The 24,888-nt window shown below is 66.9% G+C and carries 22 protein-coding genes; 16 read left to right on the top strand and 6 right to left on the bottom strand.

From position 1 onward, the window contains the following. The first annotated feature begins 43 nt into the window (after positions 1-43). The 3 genes from pafA (at position 44) to FB459_RS11225 (ending at position 3,007) form a co-directional block, all read left to right on the top strand. Positions 44-1,408 carry a Pup--protein ligase gene (pafA, locus tag FB459_RS11235; protein ID WP_141928559.1) on the top strand — a complete coding sequence of 455 codons (1,365 nt, stop codon included), beginning with the start codon at positions 44-46 and terminating at the stop codon, positions 1,406-1,408. Positions 1,409-1,485: 77 nt separating this feature from the next. Next, complete coding sequence (locus tag FB459_RS11230; protein WP_170221884.1) at positions 1,486-2,547, top strand: FKBP-type peptidyl-prolyl cis-trans isomerase; 1,062 nt, start codon at positions 1,486-1,488, stop codon at positions 2,545-2,547. Between the two features lie 40 nt (positions 2,548-2,587). Beyond that, positions 2,588-3,007 (top strand): FKBP-type peptidyl-prolyl cis-trans isomerase, encoded by a 420-nt coding sequence (locus tag FB459_RS11225; RefSeq protein ID WP_141928557.1) that lies wholly within the window; start codon positions 2,588-2,590, stop codon positions 3,005-3,007. 22 nt (positions 3,008-3,029) lie between these two features. Here FB459_RS11225 and FB459_RS11220 read toward each other — a convergent pair whose 3' ends face one another. Together FB459_RS11220 and FB459_RS11215 are read right to left on the bottom strand one after the other, a co-directional pair. Further along, the gene (locus FB459_RS11220) at positions 3,030-4,427 is read right to left on the bottom strand and encodes an IS30 family transposase (RefSeq protein WP_425472348.1); all 1,398 of its coding nucleotides are present in this window, start codon (positions 4,425-4,427) and stop codon (positions 3,030-3,032) included. Positions 4,428-4,552: 125 nt separating this feature from the next. Next, positions 4,553-5,641 carry a DUF3866 family protein gene (locus tag FB459_RS11215; RefSeq protein ID WP_141928556.1) on the bottom strand — a complete coding sequence of 363 codons (1,089 nt, stop codon included), beginning with the start codon at positions 5,639-5,641 and terminating at the stop codon, positions 4,553-4,555. A gap of 41 nt (positions 5,642-5,682) precedes the next feature. On the opposite strand from FB459_RS11215, the gene FB459_RS11210 reads away from it, so the two are divergent. The 6 genes from FB459_RS11210 (at position 5,683) to FB459_RS17565 (ending at position 12,678) form a co-directional block, all read left to right on the top strand. Further along, on the top strand, positions 5,683-6,675 hold the full coding sequence (locus FB459_RS11210) for a helix-turn-helix transcriptional regulator (protein ID WP_141928554.1): 993 nt from the start codon (positions 5,683-5,685) through the stop codon (positions 6,673-6,675). Continuing rightward, entirely contained in the window at positions 6,675-7,637 is a 963-nt protein-coding gene (locus tag FB459_RS11205) for a helix-turn-helix transcriptional regulator (RefSeq protein WP_129626808.1), read from the top strand. The genes FB459_RS11210 and FB459_RS11205 overlap by 1 nt, the downstream gene beginning before the upstream one ends. Positions 7,638-7,731: 94 nt before the next feature. Continuing rightward, the gene (gene tatA, locus FB459_RS11200) at positions 7,732-8,073 is read left to right on the top strand and encodes a Sec-independent protein translocase subunit TatA (RefSeq protein ID WP_141928553.1); all 342 of its coding nucleotides are present in this window, start codon (positions 7,732-7,734) and stop codon (positions 8,071-8,073) included. A gap of 35 nt (positions 8,074-8,108) precedes the next feature. Continuing rightward, on the top strand, positions 8,109-8,969 hold the full coding sequence (tatC, locus tag FB459_RS11195; protein ID WP_239701866.1) for a twin-arginine translocase subunit TatC: 861 nt from the start codon (positions 8,109-8,111) through the stop codon (positions 8,967-8,969). A 26-nt stretch (positions 8,970-8,995) separates the two neighbouring features. Beyond that, on the top strand, positions 8,996-11,764 hold the full coding sequence (locus FB459_RS11190) for a DEAD/DEAH box helicase (protein WP_141928552.1): 2,769 nt from the start codon (positions 8,996-8,998) through the stop codon (positions 11,762-11,764). A gap of 74 nt (positions 11,765-11,838) precedes the next feature. Next, positions 11,839-12,678, top strand: a complete 840-nt coding sequence (locus FB459_RS17565) for a PH domain-containing protein (protein WP_211345182.1) — start codon at positions 11,839-11,841, stop codon at positions 12,676-12,678. Positions 12,679-12,681: 3 nt separating this feature from the next. On the opposite strand, the gene FB459_RS11180 is transcribed toward FB459_RS17565, so the two are convergent. Continuing rightward, complete coding sequence (locus tag FB459_RS11180; protein ID WP_141928550.1) at positions 12,682-13,617, bottom strand: 5'-3' exonuclease; 936 nt, start codon at positions 13,615-13,617, stop codon at positions 12,682-12,684. 19 nt (positions 13,618-13,636) lie between these two features. Here FB459_RS11180 and FB459_RS11175 point away from each other — a divergent pair, with 19 nt between their 5' ends. The 5 genes from FB459_RS11175 (at position 13,637) to FB459_RS17560 (ending at position 18,083) form a co-directional block, all read left to right on the top strand. Next, positions 13,637-14,080 carry an Lrp/AsnC family transcriptional regulator gene (locus tag FB459_RS11175; RefSeq protein ID WP_129626799.1) on the top strand — a complete coding sequence of 148 codons (444 nt, stop codon included), beginning with the start codon at positions 13,637-13,639 and terminating at the stop codon, positions 14,078-14,080. A 386-nt stretch (positions 14,081-14,466) separates the two neighbouring features. Further along, a complete protein-coding gene (gene lnt, locus FB459_RS11170) occupies positions 14,467-16,134 on the top strand; it encodes an apolipoprotein N-acyltransferase (RefSeq protein ID WP_129626797.1) in 1,668 nt (555 codons plus the stop codon). Next, on the top strand, positions 16,127-16,888 hold the full coding sequence (locus FB459_RS11165) for a polyprenol monophosphomannose synthase (protein ID WP_141928549.1): 762 nt from the start codon (positions 16,127-16,129) through the stop codon (positions 16,886-16,888). The genes lnt and FB459_RS11165 overlap by 8 nt, the downstream gene beginning before the upstream one ends. A 5-nt stretch (positions 16,889-16,893) precedes the next feature. Beyond that, positions 16,894-17,415, top strand: coding sequence for an FxsA family protein (locus FB459_RS11160; RefSeq protein ID WP_141928547.1), 522 nt, complete (start codon positions 16,894-16,896; stop codon positions 17,413-17,415). Positions 17,416-17,861: 446 nt separating this feature from the next. Beyond that, a complete protein-coding gene (locus tag FB459_RS17560) occupies positions 17,862-18,083 on the top strand; it encodes a zinc-binding metallopeptidase family protein (protein ID WP_211345181.1) in 222 nt (73 codons plus the stop codon). A 55-nt stretch (positions 18,084-18,138) separates the two neighbouring features. Here FB459_RS17560 and FB459_RS11150 read toward each other — a convergent pair whose 3' ends face one another. Together FB459_RS11150 and FB459_RS11145 are read right to left on the bottom strand one after the other, a co-directional pair. Beyond that, a complete protein-coding gene (locus FB459_RS11150; RefSeq protein ID WP_129626789.1) occupies positions 18,139-18,498 on the bottom strand; it encodes an RNA polymerase-binding protein RbpA in 360 nt (119 codons plus the stop codon). Between the two features lie 144 nt (positions 18,499-18,642). Continuing rightward, positions 18,643-20,028, bottom strand: coding sequence for an MFS transporter (locus FB459_RS11145; protein WP_342771347.1), 1,386 nt, complete (start codon positions 20,026-20,028; stop codon positions 18,643-18,645). Between the two features lie 116 nt (positions 20,029-20,144). On the opposite strand from FB459_RS11145, the gene FB459_RS11140 reads away from it, so the two are divergent. Next, positions 20,145-21,932 (top strand): serine/threonine-protein kinase, encoded by a 1,788-nt coding sequence (locus tag FB459_RS11140; protein ID WP_170221882.1) that lies wholly within the window; start codon positions 20,145-20,147, stop codon positions 21,930-21,932. Between the two features lie 4 nt (positions 21,933-21,936). Here the strand turns inward: FB459_RS11140 and ilvD are convergent, their stop codons facing one another. After that, complete coding sequence (gene ilvD / locus FB459_RS11135) at positions 21,937-23,793, bottom strand: dihydroxy-acid dehydratase (protein WP_141928543.1); 1,857 nt, start codon at positions 23,791-23,793, stop codon at positions 21,937-21,939. A 218-nt stretch (positions 23,794-24,011) separates the two neighbouring features. Between ilvD and FB459_RS11130 the strand changes: the two genes are divergently transcribed. After that, positions 24,012-24,527: a DoxX family protein gene (locus FB459_RS11130; protein ID WP_141928542.1), complete on the top strand. Its 516-nt coding sequence runs from the start codon at positions 24,012-24,014 to the stop codon at positions 24,525-24,527. The last annotated feature ends 361 nt before the right edge of the window (positions 24,528-24,888 follow it).

Below are 24,888 nucleotides of genomic sequence, written 5' to 3'. Positions count from 1 at the left end.
TTCGGCGCACAGCGCGCGTCCGACACCCGTCTAGGGTCGGAGCATGGAACGGCGCATCTTTGGCATCGAGACCGAGTACGGCGTGACGTGCACCTCCGGCGGGACGCGCCGGCTGACCCCCGATGAGGTGGCGCGCTACTTGTTCCGTCGTGTGGTCAGCTGGGGACGCTCGAGCAATGTCTTCCTCGGCAATGGCGCCCGTCTCTACCTCGACGTCGGAAGCCACCCCGAGTACGCCACCGCGGAGTGCGACGACATCCGCGAGGCGGTGATCCAGGACAAAGCGGGGGAGCGCATCCTGGTCGATCTCGCGGTCGACGCCCAGGAGCGCATGGCCGAGGACGACATCCGCGGCGACATCTACATCTTCAAAAACAACACCGACTCGGCCGGCAACTCCTACGGGTGCCACGAGAACTTCCTGGTCTCGCGGCACGGCGACTTCCAGCGGGTCTCCGAGCACCTGATCCCGTTTCTGATCAGCCGCCAGATCACCTGTGGCGCAGGCAAGATCGTCCAGCTCGGCAACCGGGCGGTGTACGCGGTCAGCCAGCGCGCCGACCACATCTGGGAAGGCGTCAGCAGCGCGACGACCCGTTCGCGCCCGATCATCAACACCCGCGACGAACCGCATGCCGACGCCGAGCACTACCGGCGGCTGCACGTGATCGTCGGCGACAGCAACATGTCGCAGACCACCACCCAACTGAAGCTGGGATCGGCCCACCTGGTGCTGCAGATGATCGAGGAAGGCATCCCGATGCGGGACATGAGCCTCGACAACCCGATCCGCGCCATTCGCGAGATGAGCCACGACATCTCCGGCCGCACACTGGTGCGTCTCGCCAACGGCAAGGAGATCTCGGCGCTCGCCATGCAGACCGAATACTTCGAGCGGGCAACAGCATTCGTCGAACGGCAGGGCATCAGTGACGAGACCACCAAGCAGGTGCTCGACCTGTGGGGCCGGACGCTGACCGCGATCGAGACCGACAACCACTCGCTGGTCGACACCGAGATCGACTGGGTGATCAAGAAGAAGCTGCTCGACCAGGTCGCCACCAAGCACGGCTACGACCTCGATCACCCGCGCATGCTGCAGCTCGACCTGACCTACCACGACATCAAACCCGGACGCGGTGTCTTCGACATCCTGCAACGGGCCGGTCGGGCGGCCACGATCTGCACCGACGACGAGGTCACCGCGGCGGTGACCACGCCGCCGCAGACGACCCGCGCCAAGTTGCGCGGAGACTTCGTCCGGGCGGCCCAGCAGCATCGCCGCGACTTCACGGTCGACTGGATCCACCTCAAACTCAACGACCAGGCGCAACGAACGGTGCTGGTCAAGGACCCGTTCGCCAACGAGGATCCGCGGGTGACCGCGCTGATCGAGGCGATGGGCTGAGCCGGGCTGACAGCCCCCGCACAGTCCCGCCGGTTATGGTGGACCGTCCGACAGCCGACAACACGAGGTATTTTCGCGTGCGCCGTAACACCCGCCTGCTTACTGTGGGCGTCCTTTCCACCACCTTCGTTCTCGCAGGGTGCGGCGACGACTCGGGCTCTAACAAGAGCAGTTCGCCGACGTCGTCCAGCGCAGCGACCAGCAGCGCCGCCAAGCCGCTGACGGTCTCGCCCGACAAAGTGACGCCGATGACGGCGATCAAGGTCGACGAGAAGAACCCGAAGGCGCCCAAGCTGACGCTCGCCACCAAGCCGTTCCAGGCCAACCAGACGACCGCACGTGTGGTGAAGAAGGGCAGCGGTGCGGCGGTGAAGGCCACCGACATCGCCTACGTGAACTATCTGGCGGTCAACGGCACCAACGGCAAGGAACTGTTCAGCACCTACGGGAAGGACGACGTCGCCGTCGTCCTCAACGACAAATCGCAGTTCCCGGGCTTCGTCAAGGCCCTGACCGGCAAGCCGGTGGGCACCGTGATGGACGTCGCGATCCCGCCGGCCGATGGTTTCGGTGCACAGGGCAGCCAGCAACTCGGGATCACCGCCAAGGACACGCTGATCTTCCGGATGACGATCACCGGTGCGTCCGCCGTGCTCGACAAGCCCGAGGGCACGACCGTCGCCCCGAAGAAGGAGCTGCCTGCGGTTGCGGTCAGCGACGGCAACCAGAGCAAGAAGCCCGCGACGATCACCATGCCGAAGTCCGGTGGCAAGGTCGCCACCGCACCGAAGTCGCTCGTCTCACAGGACCTCATCACCGGCAAGGGCCGCAAGGTCGTCGAAGGTCAGACCGTCAAGGTTCGCTACACCGGAGTCGTCTGGGGCACGGGCAAGGTCTTCGACAGTTCGGCCAAGAACGGCGGCGCGCCTGCCGACTTCCCGCTGCAGACCGCGTCGGCGACCAACCCGCAGGGGATGATCCCCGGGTTCGTCAAGGGCCTGGTCGGCAAACCGGTCGGCAGCCGTGTGCTGCTGGTTCTGCCGCCCGCCGAAGGCTACGGCGCGCAGGGTCAGCCGGCGGCCGGCATCAAGGGCACCGACACACTGGTGTTCGTGGTCGACATCCTCGCCGCACTCTGACCCCACCCATCCGTCCGCGTTCCACATCAGGAGAACAGTCATGCCGTTCGACCCGAACACCACCAAGCCCGAGATCGACTTCCCGGGTGACAACCCGCCCGCCGAACTCCTCATCGAGGACATCACCGAAGGTGAGGGCCGTGCCGCCGAAGCCGGCGACATGGTGAAGGCGCACTACGTCGGCGTCGCTTGGTCGACCGGCGAGGAGTTCGACGCATCCTGGAACCGCGGCGCACCGCTGGACTTCCAGGTGGGCGTCGGTCAGGTCATCCAGGGTTGGGACCAGGGCATCGTCGGCATGAAGCCGGGCGGCCGCCGCAAGCTGACCATCCCGCCGGAGCTCGGCTACGGCGCTCGCGGTGCCGGCGGCGCGATCGGACCGAACGAGACCCTTATCTTCGTGGTCGATCTCGTTGCGGCGAGCAAGCCCGGCGCGGGAAGCGCCTTCGGTCTGCGCTGAGATCCGCGGGCACAGGGCGGTTTCAATCGGTCGTCGCAACACTGGCTCGTTGAATCGACTGCAGCTGCTCGGCGAACACTTCCGCGGGCGTCTTCCAGTCGAGTGCTTTCCGGGGCCTGTTGTTGAGCGTGTAGGCGACCGCGGCGAGGTCCTCGGCGGTCCACCGCGACAGGTCGGTGCCTTTCGGGAAGTACTGCCGCAGCAGCCCGTTCGTGTTCTCGTTCGTGGGCCGCTGCCAGGGCGAGTGCGGGTCCGCGAAGAACACGCGAGTGCCGGTGTCGAGCACGAGCTGCGCGTACTCCGAGAGTTCCTTTCCTCGGTCCCAGGTGAGCGTCTTACGTAGCTGCTCCGGGAGCGTGATCAGCGACGCGCTCAGCGCGGTGTTCATCGCGACGGCACCGTAACCGCTGAGCGCGGGCCCGTGCTTCGTCCTCGGCTGTTCACCGTAACCCTCCAGGCGCGGCAGGTGAACCAGCAGCGTGGAACGACTGGAGCGTTCGACGAGCGTGCCGATCGCGGACCGGTTCGTCCCGATGATCAGATCCCCCTCCCAGTGCCCTGGAACCGCACGATCTGCGGCCTCGGCAGGACGCTCGGAGATCACCACGTCCGCGGTGACATGCGCCTGAGGCTTGTTCTGCGATCGGGCCCGGGGCTTGCGTAACGCTCGCCCGGTCCGCAGCGCGGCGACGAGTTCTCGCTTGAGCGCGCCGCGTCCCTCGATGAACAGCGACTGGTAGATCGCTTCGTGGCTGATGCGCATGCTCTCATCATCGGGGAACTCGACCTCGAGGCGTTTCGAGATCTGCTGAGGACTCCACGCCGTCGACCATCTCCGGTCCTGTCGATGTGGCTTGTTCCGCCCCTCCCACGCAGCCACCTCAGGACCGGCGACCACCGTCCCATCGGGCAACCGCACGTTGCCGTCGAGCCGGTCCTGCACGTACTCGCGCAACCGGTCATTCGTGACAAGCTTCGCGGGCTTCGGCCGGCGTGCCATCAGCTCGGCCTTCCACTGCGCGACCGATGCCCTGTACTCCAATCTCCCGCCCCGCGTGGCCGCATTGCGTCGCAACTCCCGAGAGATCGTTCCTGGGTCCCGACCGAGGCGGCGTGCGATCTCCCGCACCCCGTGCTTCTGCTCGCGCAGCAGCATGATCTCCTCCCGCTCAGCGAAGGAGAGGTACCGACCACCCGGGTCGGTCAGCGTGATCGTGGGCATGCCGCCACCCTGCCGGAACCACCGCGCACCCACCGCGGGCGACACACCGACCATGACCGCGGCGTCCTCGGACGAGGCCCCTGCGGCGACCTTCCGCCAGAACTCGCGCTCGACGCCGCGACGCGTCTTCGGCGCGCCCGGCGAGATCATCGCCGAACGGCCCGTTAACTCCTTCAACCACCCCGCGGGACGACCCATCACCACTCCTCAGATCAGAGTGTTGCGACGACCGGTTGAAACCGCCCAGTCCCCAAGAATCCGCGTGAGTTTCGGCCCTTCGCCCAGCCCGGCGAAGGGCCGAAACTCACGCGGATTTGTCGTGATCAGGTCGGCAGAGAAGCGGCGTACCGTCCCGCGGCAGCAGCCGCGAGGAAGGACGCCGCGTCGTCGTCCATTCCGCGTCCCATCGTGCGCATCGCGACCGGGCTCGAGTCGAGTGCCTCGCGCAATCCCTGCACCGCGACGTCGATTCGGCGTAGCCGTCCGTCGGACTCCCGGACGAGGTCGTCGGCCTGACGCGAGACCTTCGCCCCGAAATCGTCGCCGATCACCGGCACGGGCAGATCCGCCGGCACGAGCGCAACGCGCGTATATGCCGTGCGGCTGTGGTGGGAGATGCCGTGGTGCCTCTCGCGAGCATCGCCCTCGGAGACCCGCAACGACGCGATCGGACGACCGCCGAGCGTGTACGCGGCGTTCAGTGCCTCACCCGCAGATGTACCGGAAAAGCCCCAGCGGGTGCCGGTGCCGAGGTTGCCCGGTCCCTGAGCCACGACCACCACGTCGGCGCCGAGCACATGCCGGGCGGCGAGCAGCCCGGTGTACACATTGACTGCCTCGAGATCGCCGCCGAACGCCTGCCCGACGGTCACCACGCCGGAAAGCCAACCGGCGTCGCGCAGGCCGCTGATCGCCTCAGAGAATGCAGCCGGAAGAGCGCCTCCGTCCGTCATCACATATGCAACGTCGAGTTGAGGTCGAGACTCTCGTAGGCCGGCGACAACCGCGGGAACGGCGGAGTGAAGGTCGGCAGTGATGACCGGTACTCCGCCCAGGTCGTCTGCGTCCCGCAGCAGTTCGTGGTGCGGGCTCTCCTGCTCGTCGACGCCGAGAACCATCGTCTGCAGGGGCGTGTAACGCGCCTTCATGATGTGACCGTCGCCGGCTGCCGGCACCGGCGGCAGACGGTCGGGGAGTGCGACCACCAGGGCGACGCCGCCCGTCCCGAGTCGGCGGTCGACGGCGTTCGTGTTCAGCAGGACCCGGTCACCCACGGCGGGATCACCGACCAGGTCGATGTATGCGAGCGCAGCGACCTCGGCCCCGTCGTCCGGCAGCTGCACGGTCAGTTGTTGCGCGCTCGACCAACGGGAGCCCAGCCCGACGACGACACCACTTCGCCACGTGATCACGCTCGTACACTAGTGCGATCCGATCCGATAGCGTCGGACGCATGAGCGCCCCGACTCCTGCCGCCAAGACCGAGCGGTTGCTCAACCTGGTGATCTGCCTGCTGTACACCCGGCAGCCGTTGTCCAAGCAGCGCATCCGCCAGGCGGTGCCCCAGTACGGGTCCGCGAGCAGCGACGAGGCATTCGACCGCATGTTCGAGCGCGACAAGGACGAACTGCGTGACCTCGGCATCCCGCTGCGGATCGAGGTCGTCGACCCACTGTTCGACGACGAGACCGGCTACCGGATCGACCGCCGCGAGTACGCCCTTCCCGACATCCACTTCGAACCCGACGAACTCGCCGTCCTCGGACTGGCCAGCCGCACCTGGCAGCAGGCCAGTCTGGCCGGGCCCGCGGCGAGTGCGCTGCGCAAGCTCGAGGCGGCCGACGTCCAGCGTGACGAGGGCACGCTTGTCGGCCTGGAGCCGCGTGTGCGCACCGCGGAGCCTGCTTTCCCGGCGATGAAGGACGCCGCGCTGGCCCGCCGCCAGGTCGACTTCGGCTATCGCAAACCCGACGGCACCGTCGGACGACGCAGGCTGCAACCGTGGACGGTCACCAACTGGCACGGCCGCTGGTATGTCGCCGGCTTCGATCTCGACCGCGAGGCGCCCCGGGTCTTCCGGCTCGGTCGGGTCGACGGTGCGGTGAAGACCGTGGGAAAGCCTGATGCCTACGAGGTGCCCGCCGACCACGACCCGATCGCGATGATCCAGGGCAGTGAGGTCGAGCGGGAGCCGCAGCCGGCGATCCTGCACGTCCGCACCGGCAGCGGCAACGCGTTGCGCCGCCGGGCGCGGACCGCCGGCGAGGTCGACGACACATGGACCCAGATCGACATCGACTACACCGACACCGAGATCTTCGCCGAACAGATCGTCGGCTACGGCCCTGCCGTCCGGGTCATTCAACCCGCCGATCTGCGAGACGCCGTCATCCGACGACTCCGAGCGATTCTCGAGCCCGACCGAACCACCGAGCAGGAGCGCTGATGGCCGCCGAGAGCGCGACGACCCGCCTGTCCCGACTGCTGACGATGGTGCCGTGGCTGATGCACCGGCAGGGCATCGACATCGAGCAGGCCGCCCGCGAACTGGACGTGACACCCGAGCAGGTCGAAGCCGACCTGAACCTGCTCTTCGTCTGCGGCACGCCGGGTCATATGCCCGACGACCTCATCGAGGCCGAATGGGACAGCGGAAAGGTGTTCGTCGGAAACGCCGACACGATCGCGCGACCGCTGAGGCTCGGGGTCGACGAGGCGCTCGCGCTGATCGTCGGCCTACGCACGCTGGCCGCGGTGCCAGGACTGGGGGCGCGGGACGCGATCGACCGCGCCCTTGCCAAACTGATCGACGCTGCCGGCGACGTGTCGGCCGCGTCCGAGCGGGTGCGGATCACCACCGGCGACAGCTCGCAGACTGCGTGGCTGGCCGACGCCCGGCAGGCGATCGCGGACAAGCGCCGGCTGCGGTTGCGCTACCTGGTCGCTGCCCGCGACGAGAGCACCGAGCGGGACGTCGACCCGATGCGTGTGGTGTTGATGGACGACCACTGGTACCTCGAGGGCTGGTGTCACCGGGCCGAGGATGTGCGAATGTTCCGGCTCGACCGCATCGAAACCCTGGAGGTGCTCGACCAGGACGGCACCCCGCCGGCGCAGGCACAGCCGCGTCAGCTCGGTGATTCGGTTTTCTCGCCTGGTTCGGACGCGGTCCCGGTGACCCTCGAACTGCAACCGCAGGCGTCCTGGGTGGTCGACTACTACCCGGTCGACGCAGTGGACCGCGCGGACGACGGCACCCTCACCACCACGCTGCGCACCACCGACATGCACTGGGTACGCCAACTGGTCTGGCGGCTCGGCGGAGCGGCTCGCGTAGTGGAGCCGGCGCAGCTGCGAGAGTCCGTCGACCGGGGTGCTCGCGAAGCACTTGCCGCGTACGGCGGGTGAGAGGGTGATCGGCGCCACCGTCGCGTAGAGTTGGCGCCGTTCCGAGATGGGCACGTCCGAAGCGTGCCTACACACTCCCTGGAGGGAAACCGACATGTTCCGAGGCGCGTTCCAGCCCTGGCACCTGCTCATCCTGGTCCTGGTCGTCGTCGTCGTGTTCGGCTGGAAGAGGCTTCCGGACGCTGCCCGCTCGCTGGGTCGCTCGGCCCGCATCCTCAAGAGCGAGGTCGATGAGATGAAGGCCGAGTCGTCGGCCTCGAAGCAGACGGTCAACGGCGAGACCGTCCGCGACGAATCGGTCCAGGACTCCGAGGAGCGGCTGAAGAACCAGACCCACAACTCCGGTGGATCGCACGCTGCGGGCACTCAGCCGCAGGCCGGTCACCCGGACGGCTTCCCGCAGCGAGACAGCCAGAACGGCACCGCGTCCAACTGACGCACTGAATCCGCTTCCCGAACTCGACGACCTCGATGGCACTGCTGCGTCGTAAGGACAATCCGGAGGCCCGGATGTCCTTGGGCGAACACTTCCGCGAATTCCGTCGGCGTGCCCTGGTGGCGGTGCTTGCGCTCGTGGTCGGCGCGGTGGTGGGTTGGATCCTGTTCGACCCGGTCGATGTACGCCTGGGTGGGGTGACCTTCAAGAACGAAGGCATCTTCCAGTGGCTGAAACGGCCGTTGACCCAGGTGGCCGCCGGGCGCCCCGATCCCAGCCTGATCAACCTCAACTTCGGTGGGCAGGGCGTCACCAGCGCGTTCGAGATCAAGCTGAAGATCGCCATGTGGGTGGGGCTGATCCTGTCCAGCCCGGTGTGGCTGTGGCAGATCTGGGCCTTCCTCGCTCCCGGCCTGACCCGCAAGGAGAAGCGGCTGTCGATGGTCTTCCTCGGGTCGGCCGTGCCGCTGTTCGCGGCGGGTTGCTGGGTCGCCACCTGGGTGCTGCCGAACGCGGTGAAGTTCCTGCTCGGCGTGACACCCGGCGACGCCGTCAACTACCAGGACGGCAGTGCGTACATCACGTTCGTCACCCGTTTCATCCTGGTGTTCGGTCTGGCCTTCCTGCTCCCGGTCTTCCTCGTCGCATTGAACGCCGTCGGTGTGCTGCCGGCGAAGGTCATGCTCAAGGGCTGGCGAGTCGCGGTCATGGTGATCTTCGTCTTCGCCGCGATCATGAGTCCCAGTCCGGACGCCTGGTCGATGCTCGCACTCGCCTTCCCGATGGTCGGGCTCTTCTACCTCGCCGTCGGCATCGCCGCCATCCTCGACAAACGGCGTCAGAAGAAGCGTCCGGAGTGGCTGGACGTGTCGGACGACCACGCCTCCACCATCTGAGCGGAGCGCCGAACTAGTCTGCGGACATGACCGTTCCGTCCGCGCCGAGCCCTTCCCGCCGCACCTTCGACAGCACGCACCTCGAACGGTTCGCCGAGGGTTACGACTTTCCGCTCGACGATTTCCAACGCGCCGGCTGTGAAGCGGTGCAGAGCGGACAGGGTGTGTTGGTCGCTGCACCCACCGGCGCCGGCAAGACCGTCGTGGGCGAGTTCGCCGCGCATCTGGCCGTGCACACCGGCCTGAAGACCTTCTACACGACCCCGATCAAGGCTCTGTCGAACCAGAAGTACGCCGATCTGGTGGAACGACACGGCAGCGACAAGGTCGGCCTGCTGACCGGTGACTCCTCGATCAACGGCGAAGCGCCGATCGTGGTGATGACCACCGAGGTGCTGCGCAACATGCTGTACGCGGGTTCCGACACCCTGTCCGGCCTCGGCTTCGTGGTGATGGACGAGGTGCACTACCTCGCCGACCGGTTCCGCGGCGCGGTCTGGGAGGAAGTCATCATCCAGCTCCCGCAGCAGGTGCAGGTGGTGTCGCTGTCAGCGACCGTCAGCAACGCCGAGGAGTTCGGTGAATGGCTGCGCACCGTCCGAGGCGACACCGAGGTCATCGTCGAGGAGCATCGTCCGGTACCGCTGTGGCAGCACATGATGATCGGCAACCGCATCGTCGACCTCTTCGCCGAGTCGGGCGGTGAGAAGCGCGTCAATCCCGAAGTGCGGCAACGCATCTCCGCGCTCCAGCAACGTGACAACCCGCGCGGGGTACGGATGGACGCGGGTGCCCCACGTGGACGGCGCGGGCGTCCGGGCAAGGGACCGTCCGGTCCGGTTCGCGGTGGGCGACCATCGCGTGGACCCAGTCGCGCCGAGGTGATCGAAGCCCTCGACAAGGAGGGTCTGCTCCCGGCGATCACGTTCATCTTCAGCCGGATCGGCTGCGACTCCGCTGTCTCGCAACTCCTGGCATGGGGCATCAGGCTCATCCCGCCGCAGGAGGGCGAGCGCATCCGACGGATGGTCGAGGAACGAATCGCCACCCTGCCGGAGGAGGACCTCGCGATCCTCGGTTATTACGACTTCGTCGAGGGGCTCACCCGCGGTTTCGCCGCTCACCACGCGGGCATGTTGCCGACCTTCCGCGAGATCGTCGAGGAACTGTTCGCCGCCGGACGCATCCAGGCGGTCTTCGCCACCGAGACGCTCGCGCTCGGTATCAACATGCCCGCTCGAACGGTCGTGCTGGAGAAGTTGGTGAAGTTCAACGGCGAGGCACACGCACCGGTCACCCCGGCCGAATACACCCAGCTCACCGGTCGCGCCGGACGCCGGGGCATCGACTTCGAAGGCCACGCCGTCGTCCTGTACGGCCGAGACACCGACCCGGAGTCCGTTGCGGGACTCGCCAGTACGCGCACCTACCCGCTCAACTCCAGCTTCGTCCCGACGTCCAACATGGCGGTCAACCTCGTCGACCGGCTCGGTCGCGGCCCGGCCCGGCAGACACTGGAATCGTCGTTCGCGCAGTTCCAGGCCGACCGATCCGTCGTCGGCCATGCGCGCTCGATCAAGAAGAACCAGGAGGGTCTGGAGGGTTACGCAGAAGCGATGCGCTGCCACTTGGGCGACTTCGAGCAGTACGCCGCGCTGCGTCGCGAACTGTCCGATGTGGAGAAGCAGCTGAGCCGCCGCACGTCCGCCGCGAACACGGCAGCCGCAGCCGTCTCCTTGTCCAAACTGTCGGTCGGCGACGTCGTCCGTGTGCCGCTCGGACGACGCGAGAGCCTTGCTCTCGTGCTGTCGATGGACGCGCCTCGACGTGGTCTCGCGCAACCCTTCGTCCTGACCGAGGACGGACGCACCAAGCGCCTGGACGAGTCGGACGTCCGCGGCCCTGTGCCCACGCTCGGTTCGCTGCCGGTGCCGAAACGTTTCAACCACCGCGACCGTAAGGCACGCTCCGATCTCGCCTCGACGCTGCGGATCAAGATGCGCGACGCCCGTGCGGGTGACGTGGACGCGCCGGACACCGAGGAACTGCGCCGGCTCGACGGCAAGGTGGGGGAGTTGCGCGAACGCATCCGGCAGCACCCCTGCCACGACTGCCCGTACCGCGAGCAACACGCCCGCTGGGCCGAGCGCTGGTGGAAGCTGCGTCGCGAGACCGACGGACTGCAAAAAATGGTCGACGGACGCACTCACAGCGTCGCCCGCACCTTCGAGCGGGTCTGCGACCAGCTCAGCGAACTCGGGTTCCTGTCACCGGACGGTCAGTCGGTCACCTCCGACGGACGAACGCTGCAGCGGATATACGCCGAGAAGGACCTGCTGGTCGCCGAATGTCTGCGTCAGGACGTGTGGAAGGGGCTCGACCCGGCGTCGCTGGCCGCTGCGGTGTCCGCGATCATCCACCAGTCGCGCAGCAAGGACGGTCCGGATCCCGACCCGAAGATGCCGAACCGTGAGGTCGCCGATGCGGTCGAGCGGCAGAATGACGTCTGGGAGGGCCTGCTCGAACTGTCCAAGAGGCACCAGTTGCAGCCTCCGGGCGAGCCGGACGCGTCCATCGTGTGGTCGATCCACCGCTGGGCCGCCGGGCAACGCCTTGAGACCGTCCTGCGCGGATCCGACCTGACCGCAGGCGATTTCGTGCGCCGCTGCAAGCAGTTGATCGACCTGCTCGATCAACTGGCCGACCTGGAGGACTACCCGTCCGTGGCTGCGAACGCCAAGCGTGCCGTCAACCTGTTGTTGCGCGGTGTGGTCGCCGCCGACCGCCTGGACTGACCGCACACCGATCCGTCCGCACCGGCGCCGCGTGTGCCACCGGATCGGGGGCCGGCTCTGGCAGGATGCTCGACATGGCCTTCTCCAACAAGCACCTGACGCAGGGCGAACACGTCGAACTCGAGTTCCGTACGCACGCCAAGAGGATCATCGGCCCGTTGCTGGTCATTCTGTCGATGATCGTGCTCGGGGTGCTGGCCTACCTGTTCCTGCCGGATGACGGACGCCCGTGGACTCTCGTCGCCGTGCTCGTACTCTGTGCGATCGTCGCGATCGTCTGGGGCCTCATTCCGATCTGGAAGTGGCGCAACACGGTGTTCGTGCTCACCAACCGCCGTCTGATCACCCGCACCGGAATCATGGCCAAGTCCGGTCGCGACATCCCGCTCTACCGCATCAACGACGTGCAGTACGAGAAGGGCGTCTCGGACCGCATGCTCGGCTGCGGCACGCTCTTGATCTCCGACGCCTCCGACCAGCCGCAGCTGCGTCTGGACGACATTCCCCACGTCGAGTCGGTGCAGGTCAAGATCAACGAACTGCTGTTCGCCCACTTCGGCGACGGCCAGGACCGTCCGGACTCGGTGCCCGCCGCCGGACGTGGCAACGACCGCCGTCAGGACCGCTTGGACGACCCTCGCGATCGGGGTCGTTCGGCCGCGCCGTACGACCGGGAGTATGGCGAGCGCGCCGGCTCCGACCGCGACTACGACCGTGGCTACGACGACCGAGGCCGCGACCAGCGGGGCTACGACGAGCGCGGGTACGACCAGCAGGGTCACGAGCGCGACTCCTCCCGCGGCTCGGGTGACCGGCCGTACGACAATCAGCCCCGGGTCGACCCCCGCGACGGCGCCGGCCCCGACCAGACACGCCCGCTGCCGCGCCAGGACGACCCGCCCCAGCGCTACTGAGCCTCAGTCGTCCAGGCCGAGGGCCTTCGTGACGCGCGCGACCGAACTGCCGATTGCGAACTCCTCGATCAGCGCGTCCAGTCGTTCGGGATCGGCGACCTGCTTCGGCAGCCCCGTGTCGATGTCGGCCGGCAGCACGATGTCTCGCACGACGTTCACCACGCCGGGCGCGACATCGAGGTAGGCCGCCGATGCCTCGAGCTTGGCTCGACGGGCACCCTTGATCTCGGGGTCACCGCTGTCGATCGCCGCGCGGAGCCCGGCAAGATCGCCGTAGCGTGCGATGAGCTGAGCTGCGGTCTTCTCGCCGACGCCTGGCACTCCGGGCAGACCGTCACTGGTGTCTCCGCGCAGCACCGCCATGTCGGCATAACCCGCTCCGGTGCCCACGCCGTACGCCTGTTGCAGGAACGACTGATTGATCAGATCCGGTTGCCGCACACCACCTTTGGCGGTGTACAGGACGCGGACGTCCTGGGCGTCGTCGACCAACTGGAACAGGTCGCGGTCGCCGGTGACGACGTCGACAGGCATCCGGCCGAGATGGGTCTGCACCAAGGTCCCGATCACATCGTCGGCCTCGTACCCGTCGATCCCGAGGCGGCACAATCCGATTGCTGCCAGGACGTCGCGGATGACGGGTACCTGCGGCGTCAGATTGTCCGGTGACTCCTCCTGGACATCGCTGCCCTCGGTGAGGCGGTGACTCTTGTAGGACGGGATCGCATCGACCCGGAACGCCGGACGCCAGTCGTTGTCCCAGCAACAAACGAGGTCCGTCGGCTTCTCCCGATCGACCAGGGTGGCGATCATGTCCAGAAATCCGGTCACCGCGTTGATCGGGACACCGGCGGGTGAGCGGCGGTCGGGCACTCCGAAGAACGCGCGGAAGTACAGCGAGGCGGAGTCGAGCAGCAACAGGCGTCGGGTGGGCTCCATGCTGCAATACCGTAGAGGCATGGAAGACCTGGACCGCCGCATCGTCACACTTCTGGCGTCCGACGGTCGGCTGAGCTTCACCGATCTGGCCCGCGACACGGGGCTCTCGGTCAGCGCGGTACACCAGCGGGTGCGCCGCCTGCAGGAGCGGGGGGTGATCAAGGGGTTCCGCGCCGTCGTCGACCACGAAGCTGCCGGACTGCCACTCACCGCGCTGATCTCGATCGCGCCGTTCGACGCGTCCGCGCCCGACGACATCCCCGACCGGCTGCGTGGCCTGCATCAGATCGTGGCCTGTTACTCGGTCGCGGGGGAGGAGAACTACGTGCTGAAGGTGCGGGTAGCCAGCCCGCGCGAGCTCGAGGATCTCCTCGCCACGATCCGTTCTGCCGCCGCCGTCACCACACGGACGACAGTTGTGCTGAGCACGGCGTGGGAGGACCGCAGTCCCTTCGGTGACTGAACGACCGGGCGATCGTCGCTGCGCCTCGTCAATGGCGTGCCATCCGTCACCTGCTCGGCGTGTCGTCCCGCGACACGCCGCCGTCCCGAAGATCATTCCGAGAATCTTTTGCCGACACCGGTCCAGAACCGACCCGCTGACCAGCACAAACAGACGTTTTCGCAGTTCAGAGCCGCGTTTGACAGTGCATGGTCGGCAGGTAGCGTAGCTCTCACGCCAGATGGGCCCCGTCATCCAGTAGATAACTTTCGCACGCGTTGCGATCGGTCCCAACGATGAGTTACCGGGGCCCATCTGCATCACCTCGTGGTTCGGGCTTCCGGATTTGATGCGCAATCGGATCACGCCCCGCGGCAGTGCTCAACCGCGCAGATTAGGCTTGCTCGGTGACTACGACCTCCGCACCGGTTCGACCGGCACTCGTTCGTACGGCCGGTCGACTCCCGGCGCGGTCGGCGCTCGCAGTGCTCGGTGGGCTCTCGCTCTGGCTCGCCTTCCCCGGTACGGCGTGGTGGCCGATGGCACCGGTCGGCGTGATGCTCATGTCCTTGTCCACCATCGGGACGACGGCGCGACGCGGATTCTTGCTGGGTCTGCTCGGCGGACTCGCCTGTTTCCTGCCGACCCTGCACTGGAGCGGCATCTACGTAGGCGACACGCCGTGGATCGCGCTGTCGGTGACCGAGTCCCTCTACCTCGCGTTCATGGGCATGGCGATCGCCGTGGTCCAGCGCAGGGGTGCGGTTCGGCCGGGCGCCGTTGCGGCCCTGTGGGTGTTGCAGGAGTTGTTCCGCTCGAACGTGCCGTTCGGCGGATTCCCCTGGGCACGGCTGGCCTGGACCACGGCCGACTCACCCTTGGTGCGGTTCGCGTCCATAGCCGGAGCACCAGGTCTGACATTCGTCGTCGCGTTGCTCGGTGCTCTGCTGGCGCTCGTCGTATTCCGATTAGCCACAGGGCAATTGAGCCTGTTGCGGCTCCTCGTACCCACCGCTGCGACCGCGTTGGTCGGCGCATCGGCGTTTGTTGTCCCGGTGCCGACGGAGGGCAAGCCGCTCCAGGTCGTCGGCGTCCAGGGCAACGTGCCGACAACCGGACTCGACTTCAACGCGCAGCGCCGCGCCGTGCTCGACAACCACGTCGCCACCACGAAGCAGGCGGCCCGGATGGTTGCCGACGGCAAGATTGCGTCACCCGAACTCGTCGTGTGGCCGGAGAATTCGTCGGACATCGACCCGACCCGCAACGCCGACGCGGCAACCGGGATCGCACAAGCTGTCGGTGCCGTCGGCGTGCCGGTCATCGTCGGCGCGGTGCTGCAGGAGCCCGCCCCGAAGGTCTCCAACACCTCCATGCTGTACCTGCCCGGTCGAGGTCTGGTCGATCAGTACGTCAAGCAACACCCGGTTCCGTTCGCGGAGTACATGCCGTACCGGAGTTTCTTTCGTCAGTTCTCCGACAAGGTCGACCTGCTGACCACCGAGTTCGCCCACGGCAAGCAGGTCGGGGTGTTCGACATCCCGACCAGGTCCGGCACCGTGAAGGTGGGTCCGGTGATCTGTTTCGAGGTCGCCTACGACGCCGTCACCCGCGCACCGGTGGATCGGGGCGCGCAGTTGCTCATCGTCCAGACCAACAACGCCACCTTCGGCTACACCGCGGAGTCCGAGCAGCAACTCGCCATCTCACAGGTGCGGGCGGTCGAACACGGCCGCTCGGTGGTTCACATCTCGACCGTGGGCGTGAGCGGATTGATCACGCCGGACGGTGTGGTGCACGACCGTTCGGAGTTGTTCACCCGTAAGGTTCTCGCCGGGGAACTGCCGCTGCGGTCTGCCAAGACGATGGCCGACCGTTGGGGTGCAATTCCCGAGTACGTGATCGGCGCGATCGCGGGGTTGCTGGTCCTGATCGCGTGGCGCCGTACCCGGGGCGAGCGAGCGACCGTCCGCCGGACGGGAACATCCGCACCGGGCGGGGGCGTCGATCCGTCCGACAAGGCGGACGAGTCGACGACGACGCCGTCCCAGACAGAAGAGGAAGCACGTGACTGACATCCGCCGCGAGCCGCTGAAGCGCGTGCTCGTCCTGCTGCCGACGTACGACGAGCGGGACAACCTGCCGTTGATCATGGCGCGGATCCGCAAGGCGGTGCCGGACGCCGACGTGCTCGTCCTCGATGACAACTCGCCCGACGGCACCGGCGAGCTCGCCGATGACATGGCGGCCAGCGATGATCACATCACGGTGCTGCACCGCGCGGGCAAGGAAGGTCTCGGCAAGGCCTACCTCGCCGGTTTCGCCTGGGGCCTGGAGCGCGGATACGACGCGCTTGTCGAGATCGACGCCGACGGCTCGCACCCGCCCGAGATGCTGCCTCGAATGCTCGAGGTAGCCGGTGAGGCCGACCTGGTCATCGGTTCGCGGTGGGTCCCGGGCGGATCCATCGTCAATTGGCCGAAGTCCCGCGAGATCATCAGCCGCGGCGGCAATCTGTACATCCGGCTCGCCTTGGGCATGCCGGTCAAGGACGCAACCGCCGGCTACCGCGTCTACCGCGCCTGCGCACTGCGTGCGCTCGGCCTGGCCGACGTCTCCTCACAGGGTTACTGCTTCCAGGTCGACCTGACCTGGCGCGCGGTGCGTGCCGGCCTGGTCGTCGCAGAGGTGCCGATCACATTCGTGGAACGCGAGATTGGGGCGTCCAAGATGACCGAGTCGATCGTGCGCGAAGCGATGCTCAACGTCAGCAAGTGGGGCGCCGCGCACCGACTCGATCAACTCAAACGGCTCGCCGGCAGGAAGTGAACGCCATGGCCCAGCGACGCGGACGCGGCAAGATCGGCTGGATTCTGTTCCTGATGCTGCTGGTGATCCCGGTCATCGAGGTGATCGTGATCATCCAGGTGGGACGCACCATCGGCGGTTGGCAGACGTTCGGTCTGCTGGTGCTGTGGTCGCTCATCGGTGCCTGGCTGGTCAAGAGCCAATGGCGTACCGCCTGGCGGGCGCTGCGCACTGCACTGCAGACCGGCCGCATGCCGGCCCGCGAACTCACTGACGCCGCGCTGATCCTCATCGGCGGCACACTTCTGTTGGCGCCCGGGTTCCTGACCGACATCATCGGTCTGTTCCTCATCCTGCCGTTCACCCGGCCTCTCGCCAGGCCACTGCTCCAGGCAGCGGTGGCACGTCGGCTGCTCGACGGAACGATGGTCGGGGCGACGACGGTGTCCACGGGTCCGACCGGGACACCCGGTGCCGGCCCGATGACCGGCCCGCGGCGCCGTCCGGCGCAGGACGATGTCATCGAGGGTGAGATCGTCGACGACTGAGTGGGCAGGTGAGCTGAGCAGCCCCCGACTGCCGTCCTCCCTCGCGTGGGGAGTGGGTTCGGCCGCTCGTGCCCGCCAGGACGTCACTGTGCGCGGAACAGTCGTGATCGCCCCGTCCGAGTCGGTGGCCGATCTGCCGGCGGATCTGTCCGGTCAGATCCTGATGCGGGTGGTCAGCGTGACCCAGGACATCACGCCGCTGGCCGTCGCTGCTGCAGCACGCGGGGCCGTCGCCGTCATCGCCACCCGCGTGGACGTGGTCTACCCGCGCCAGGCGTCCGCGTTCGCTCCGGTTCTGACCGCCGATGTCTCGATCCCTGTGGTCGGAGTGGGCCAGGTGCAGAAGCACGCCTTGCTGGATCTTCAGCGCTCTGCGCCGATCGAGCTGCAACTCACCACCACGCTGCACCCGACGCCCGGGGGAGCGTCTGGGCTATCGCGCACGAATGAGCGACGTGACGCCGCGTGGCTCGAGCGATCACCAGTCGTTCTCCGAGGTGGGAGTCGACAGCGGCAATTTCTCCTGGCGGGGCGTCGAGACGCCGGCGCTGCTCGAGCCGGAGTACCACTCGGCTGACGACACGATTGCGGCCAACATCTCGCTCGAACGATTGACCGTCTCGATGGAGATCCAAGGTTCGGCCGCACTCGCGCTCGCCCGCGCCTGAACACGATTCGGCCCCGGGACTCTGGTGAGTTCCGGGGCCGAATCGTTCGATGGGCTCAGGCCGTGCGCTTACGCCGGGGCTTGACCCCGCGCGACTCCCGCAGCAGGGTGAGGCGCTCTTCGAGCAGTTCCTCGAGTTCGGGGATCGAGCGACGCTCCAGCAACATGTCCCAATGGGTGCGCTGGTGCTTGACCGGCTTGCGTTCCGGTTCGGGGCCGTCGACGAGAACAGCCTCTGCGCCGCAGCGACACTCCCACAACGACGGGATGTCGGCCTCGACCGAGAACGGAAGCTCGCTGACGTGTCCTTCCGGGCACTGGTAACGGGTCAGCTGCCGGTCGCTGAGGGTGACGCCCTCGTCGCTCTCGTGGGAGACCGACGAAAGGTTCGTGCCTCGCAATGATCGCTCTGCCATGGTTTTCCCCTTTGCACCGAATCTGCACGTGGCCGCAACGAATCAACTCAAGATCGTCATGTGTTGGTGATCTGACCGTCGCGGTATCTGTTGGTGCCAACGGGCGCGGGCCGCGGATTGTTCCGAATGCCGCGAAATTTCTCCCTAGATGACCTGGGGCACATGGTTGCCGACGTCGCTGATCCCCTTGCGGACGTCCACCGCCCGCAGCAGCAGACCGCCGACGACGAAGAAGATCACCAACGCGACGATCGACAGACGGTAGCTGTGAAACAGCTGGTAGACCAGACCGAATACGAAGGTACCGAACCAACTAGTGCCGCGTTCCATCGCCTGATAGAGGCTGAAGAACTCCGACTCGCGACCCTTGGGGACCAGGTGGCTGAACAGGGACCGGGACAGGGACTGGCTACCACCCATCACGATGCCGATGCCGACGCTGAGAACGAGCCAGAGCCCGAACGCCCTCTCCGGAATGAAGAAAGCCACGCAGACGACGCCGGTCCACAGGAACAGGCTGAGCAGGATGAGTTTCTGCGAACCCTGGGTGCGGGCCATCCGTCCGAAGAGCATCGCGCCGAGGAACGCGACGAACTGCACCAGCAGAATCGTGATGAACAGCTGGTTCTCGTCGAACTTCAGCTCCAACGCTCCGTACAGCGCTGCCGCGGCGATGACGGTCTGAATACCGTCGTTGAAGAACAGGTATGCGACCAGGAACTTCATCGTCTCGGGGTATCCGCGCAACTCCTTGAAGGTTTCCTTCAGTTGCTTGAAGCTACCGCTGAACATCGGCTGCTTGCCGGATGCATCGGCCGCACTCGGGACATTGCGCAGGGCGATGACCGGGATGATGCCGAAGAGCAGCCACCAGATGCCGCCGGCAGCGAAGATGATGCGGACCGTCATCGACAGTGAGACGCCAAGTTTCTCGTGCATGAGCAGGAAGGCGAGCGCTCCGGCCAGCATGAGGCCGCCGCCGAGGTAACCCATCGCCCACCCGACGGTCGAGACCCGGTCGCGGTCGTCCGGGGGAGTGATGCGGATCATCAGCGCCGAGTAGATGATCAACGCGGCGCCGAGGCTGGTGTTCGCGACGATCACCAGCACGATCGCCAGCTGCCAGTTGTCGCCCTCGAGGAAGAACATCGCCGTGGCGGCGACCCCACCGACCAGCGTGAAGAAGCCCAGCAACCGGGTCGGACGCGGAGAGCGGTCGGCGAGTGCGCCGACGAACAGCAGCACGAACGCGGAGATGATGGTGGACGCGGTGAGCGTGTAGGGCACCAGCGAGCCCGGCGGGATCGAGAAGCCGAGCACGGACAGGTTCGTGAAGCATTCCTCGTCCGTGGGCCGGGTCGGACACGCCGCCTTGTTGGCCAGACTGGTCACGTACGGGCCGAACAGCACCGTCATCGTCGCCGTCACGAATGCCGAACAGGCCCAGTCGTACCAGTACCAGCTGCGCTGCAGCGTGCGTTGTTCGGGCGTCGATTGCGTCCCGGCAGGCGCCTGCTTGGTCAGATCCACGAGTGAACTGTGACACATTCACGCACGCCTGGCAGTCGGACGCACCAAGCCTGCAGGGACACAATCGTGATGAACCATGATCGAGGTCGAACGGATGCGGCGGCTACGGTTGGACGGTGCGCGGATCCAAGGGGGACCGCAGACAGGGGGAGGGCACGAGGATGGCCGACGATCGCGTCGGAGCGACCTTCGGCCCATATCGCATCGACGATCTCATCGGACGTGGCGGTATGGGCGAGGTCTACCGCGCCTATGACACGATCAAGGACCGCGAGGTCGCCTTGAAACTGCTGCCGCGTGAGCTCGCGAAGGACGCGAGTTACCGGGAACGCTTCCAGCGCGAGGCCAGGGTCGCTGCGCGCCTGCAGGAACCGCACGTGATCCCGATCCACGACTTCGGTGAGATCGACGACATTCTGTTCATGGACATGCGCCTGGTGCGTGGCAAGGACCTGCGCGCGGTGCTGCGCCGGCCAGACCACATGGACGTGACCTTCGCCGTCGAAGTGGCCCGACAGGTCGCGGACGCGCTGGAGGCGGCCCATAACGACGGCTTGGTGCACCGCGACGTCAAGCCGGAGAACATCCTGTTGTTGCCCTCGGGCTTCGCCTATCTGGCCGACTTCGGAATCGCCAGTCGCAGTGACGAGGTTCGATTGACCTCCACGGGCACCGCGATCGGATCCTTCGCCTACATGGCTCCGGAGCGTTTCCAGGACGAGCCTGTCGGCCCGGCGACCGACATCTACTCACTCGGCTGCGTGCTCTACGAGTGCCTCGCCGGGGAGCCGCCATTCCCGCGGTCGTCCGTGCCGTCGATGATCCAGGCGCACCTGAACGACGCACCACGCGGGCTGACCTGCGTCAGGGATGACGTCCCACCCGCCCTGGAGAAGGTCATTGCGCGGGCGATGGCCAAGGATCCGGCCCAGCGGTTCGGCAGCGCGCGCGAGTTCGGGCGTGCCGCCACGGCAGCCTTGGAGGCGTCCGGACAAACGGTGAGGTCGGCCGGTGCAGGGGTGGCTGCTGCCGGAACGGCGACAGCGATGCTGCCCAAACGCTCGCCCGCTGCCCTGACCGGAGGAGCCCCGTCAGGAACATCCCGTCCCCACTCGGACCCCGCCTTCACACCGCGGCGTCCGACCGGCACCCACTTCCGCACCCCCAACCCACCCCCCGCTGAGCGACCGGGCCGCAAGCTGGGCCCCGAGGCCGCGCTGTGGGCTGTGCTCGCCGCGCTCGCACTCGTCGCTGCGTTCGCGGCCTGGCAGGTCTGGGGCCAGGACGACGGCACGGGTGCCGTCGGAGCAGACACCCCCGATCGCTCGTCGCCGAGTTCGGGAACCACCAGCTCAACAGGTCCGAGCAGTACGTCGCGCCCGTCGAGCCCGACATCGACCAGTACCTCGGTGAGCACCCGACCGGACGGCAAGGTCACGACCGTGACGGTCACGCACACCGGCTCCTCGACCACCACCACGTCCGCGAGCACGCAAGCGTCGAGCAGGGAACCCACGACGTCGACAAGTACCGACACGTCGACGTCCACACCGACCAGCCCGACCATTGCGCCAGGTGCGGGGTACGACTCGCAGGGCTGGACCGGCCATTCGGAGGTGCGCTGTTCGGGCGGCGATCGGGCGGTGCTCGTGGCCTCCTCGGACACCTCGTTGGTGACTATCTGCGAGGCCCCGTCGGGCAGCCGTTACTACCTCGGGCTGCGACCTGACCAGACTGAGAAGCCGAACAACATTCGAGTCGCGAACCCGGTCCGTGAGAGCGACGGCTGGCGAGCCAACTCCGGCGGCTATGTCTACAAAGTCACGCCGTCGATGCTGTACATCTCGAACAACTCCGGCACCTTGCGGGACGAGGCGATCTCCACCTACGTGGAGCCGTCCTGATCGATCAGACTCGTCGAATCTGACCCAGGTCGCGCACCGCACCGTACGACGCCGACGTCGCCAACGCGGCATACGCCTTGAGGGCCTTCGTGACGACGCGGTCACGGTTCACCGGCTGCCATGGGTGCTCGGAGGCTTCCATCTTGGCGCGGCGATCGGCCAGCGTCGCTTCGTCGACCTCCAGCGACAGGGTGCGTGTCCGGACGTCGATGAGAATCTCGTCGCCGTCCTCGACCAGGCCGATCAGACCGCCCTGGGCTGCTTCGGGCGAGACGTGTCCGACCGAGATGCCCGAGGAGCCGCCGGAGAACCGGCCGTCGGTGATGAGCGCGCACTTCTTGCCCATGCCGGTGCCCTTGAGGAAGGCGGTCGGGTGCAGCATCTCTTGCATGCCCGGGCCACCGGCCGGTCCCTCGTAGCGGACGACGATCACGTCACCCTCCGTGATGCGCTTGGACAGGATCGCATCGACCGCGTCCTCCTGGCTCTCGACGACGAGCGCCGGGCCACGGAAGGTCCACAGGTCCTCGTCGATACCGGCGGTCTTGATGACTGCGCCGTCCTCGGCGAGGTTGCCGTGCAGCACGGCGAGGCCGCCGTCCTTGGTGTACGCGTGCTCGACCGAGCGGATGCACCCGTTCTCGGCGTCGGTGTCCAGGCTGCTCCACTTGTTGTCGGTGGAGAACGCCTCGGTGGTGCGCACCCCGCCCGGTGCGGCGTGGAACAGGTCGACCGCTGTCTGCGACGGGCTCTCGGCGCGGATGTCCCACTCGGAGATCCATGCTTCCAAGGAGGGGGAGTGGACGCTGTGCACGTTCTCGTTGAGCATCCCACCCCGGAACAGTTCACCCATGATCGCCGAGATTCCGCCGGCGCGGTGTACGTCTTCCATGTGGTAGTCGGAGTTCGGCGCGACCTTGCTCAAGCAGGGCACCCGCCGGCTGACGGCGTCAATGTCCTCGAGGCCGAACGGCACCTCGCCCTCCTGGGCGGCAGCGAGAATGTGCAGCACGGTGTTCGTCGAACCACCCATGGCCACGTCCAGTGCCATCGCGTTCTCGAACGCTTCCTTGGTCGCGATCGAGCGCGGCAGCACCGAGTCGTCGTCCTGCTCGTACCAACGCTTGGCGAGGTCGACCACCACGCGTCCGGCTTCCTCGAACAGCGCCCGGCGCGCCTGGTGGGTGGCCAGGGTCGAACCGTTGCCCGGCAGCGAAAGTCCCAGCGCCTCGGTGAGGCAGTTCATCGAGTTGGCCGTGAACATCCCCGAGCACGATCCACAGGTCGGGCAGGCCGCCAACTCAACCTTCGCCAAGCCCTCGTCGTCGACGTCCTGGGACGCGGACGCGGAGATCGCGGTGATGAGGTCGGTCGGCGCATGGGCGACGCCATCGACAACGACCGCCTTGCCGGCCTCCATCGGACCGCCCGACACGAACACGGTCGGGATGTTCAGGCGCATCGCGGCGTTCAGCATGCCCGGAGTGATCTTGTCGCAGTTGGAGATACAGACCAGTGCGTCGGCGGCGTGGCCGTTCACCATGTACTCGACCGCGTCGGCGATCACCTCACGGGACGGCAGGGAGTACAGCATCCCGCCGTGGCCCATCGCGATGCCGTCGTCGACGGCGATGGTGTGGAACTCGCGGGCGACTCCGCCGGCCGCCTTCACCTGTTCGGCGACGATGTCGCCCATGTTCTTCAGGTGGACGTGGCCGGGCACGAACTGGGTGTAGGAATTGGCGATCGCGACGATCGGTTTGCCGAAGTCGGTGTCGCCCATGCCGGTGGCGCGCCAGAGTGCGCGAGCACCTGCGGCGTTGCGGCCGTGGGTGGTGACGCGGGAACGCAGTTCGGGCATGATCGACTCCTTTCGTTCACCGGCGCCGTTGTGCACCGATGATCATCCCAATCATCGCATCGCGCACTGCGTGGAGCACCGAGCGTCCATGACTCGAACGTTCGGTCCAGGATACGGACGGACGAACGGACAGCTTCGGACGCCCTCGAAATCCCCGCGAGGCAGCGTTGCTGACTAGCGTTGACGCAAGAAAACTGACTTCGACGAAAGGTGCCCTGATGGCGCTCGTACGCATGCTGGCCCGCCCGCTTCTTGCCGCCCCGTTCATCTTCGGTGGCTTCAACCAGTTGCGCTCCAGCGGCCAGCTCGCCCCTAAGGCCGCGCCGGTCACCGACCGTTTGGCTGCGCCGCTGAAACTGCCGACCAACGACCCCAACACCCTGGTGAAGGCGAACGGTGCCGCGATGGTCGCCGGCGGAATCCTGCTCGCGACGGGCAAGGCGCCCCGCGTCGCCTCGACGCTGCTGTCGGGTCTGCTGATCCCGACCACGCTCGCCGGGCACGCCTTCTGGGAGGCCGACACCGAGGAGGAGAAGCGCCGTCACCTCGTCTCCTTCGTGACCAACCTCGGTCTGCTCGGTGGTCTGATCACCGCTGCGGTCGACACTGCGGGCAAGCCGGGTCTGCCCTACCGCGCCGGCATGGCGAAGAACGCCATCGGCCGCGCTGCACACACGACCGCGCTCGAGGCACGCTTGGCGGCGGCCAACGCGCAGAACAAGCTGCCGGTCTGATCCGGTCGAGAAGGACGCGTCGACGGCTGTCGGCGCGTCCTTTCCCGGTCCGTGACCGGGTCGACCGGTCACAAATCTGCGTCGTGGTGACATTCCCGAGGTGTAGGAACAAACTCTCGGGAGGACACCATGAACGACATCGACGAACTCGCTGAGCCAAGCGTCGATGTGGCATTTCACCGCTGCTGACGGCACTGCGCGATCACGTCGGGCACCACTGCGTCGGCATTGACCGGGGTCCACGCCTCGCTGGGCACCCATTCGCTCCCACACGAGCGGCACGCGAACAGCGGCTCACCGTTGAGCTGCTGTTGCGTTGTGTCCCAATCACATTCGCTGCGACAGGGTTCGATGCGCAGGT

Origin of the sequence: Yimella lutea, assembly GCF_006715095.1 — a bacterium.
Classification (GTDB): domain Bacteria; phylum Actinomycetota; class Actinomycetes; order Actinomycetales; family Dermatophilaceae; genus Yimella; species Yimella lutea.
The sequence above is the reverse complement of the archived record's forward strand: the minus strand, read 5'-3'. Positions and strand labels throughout refer to the sequence as shown.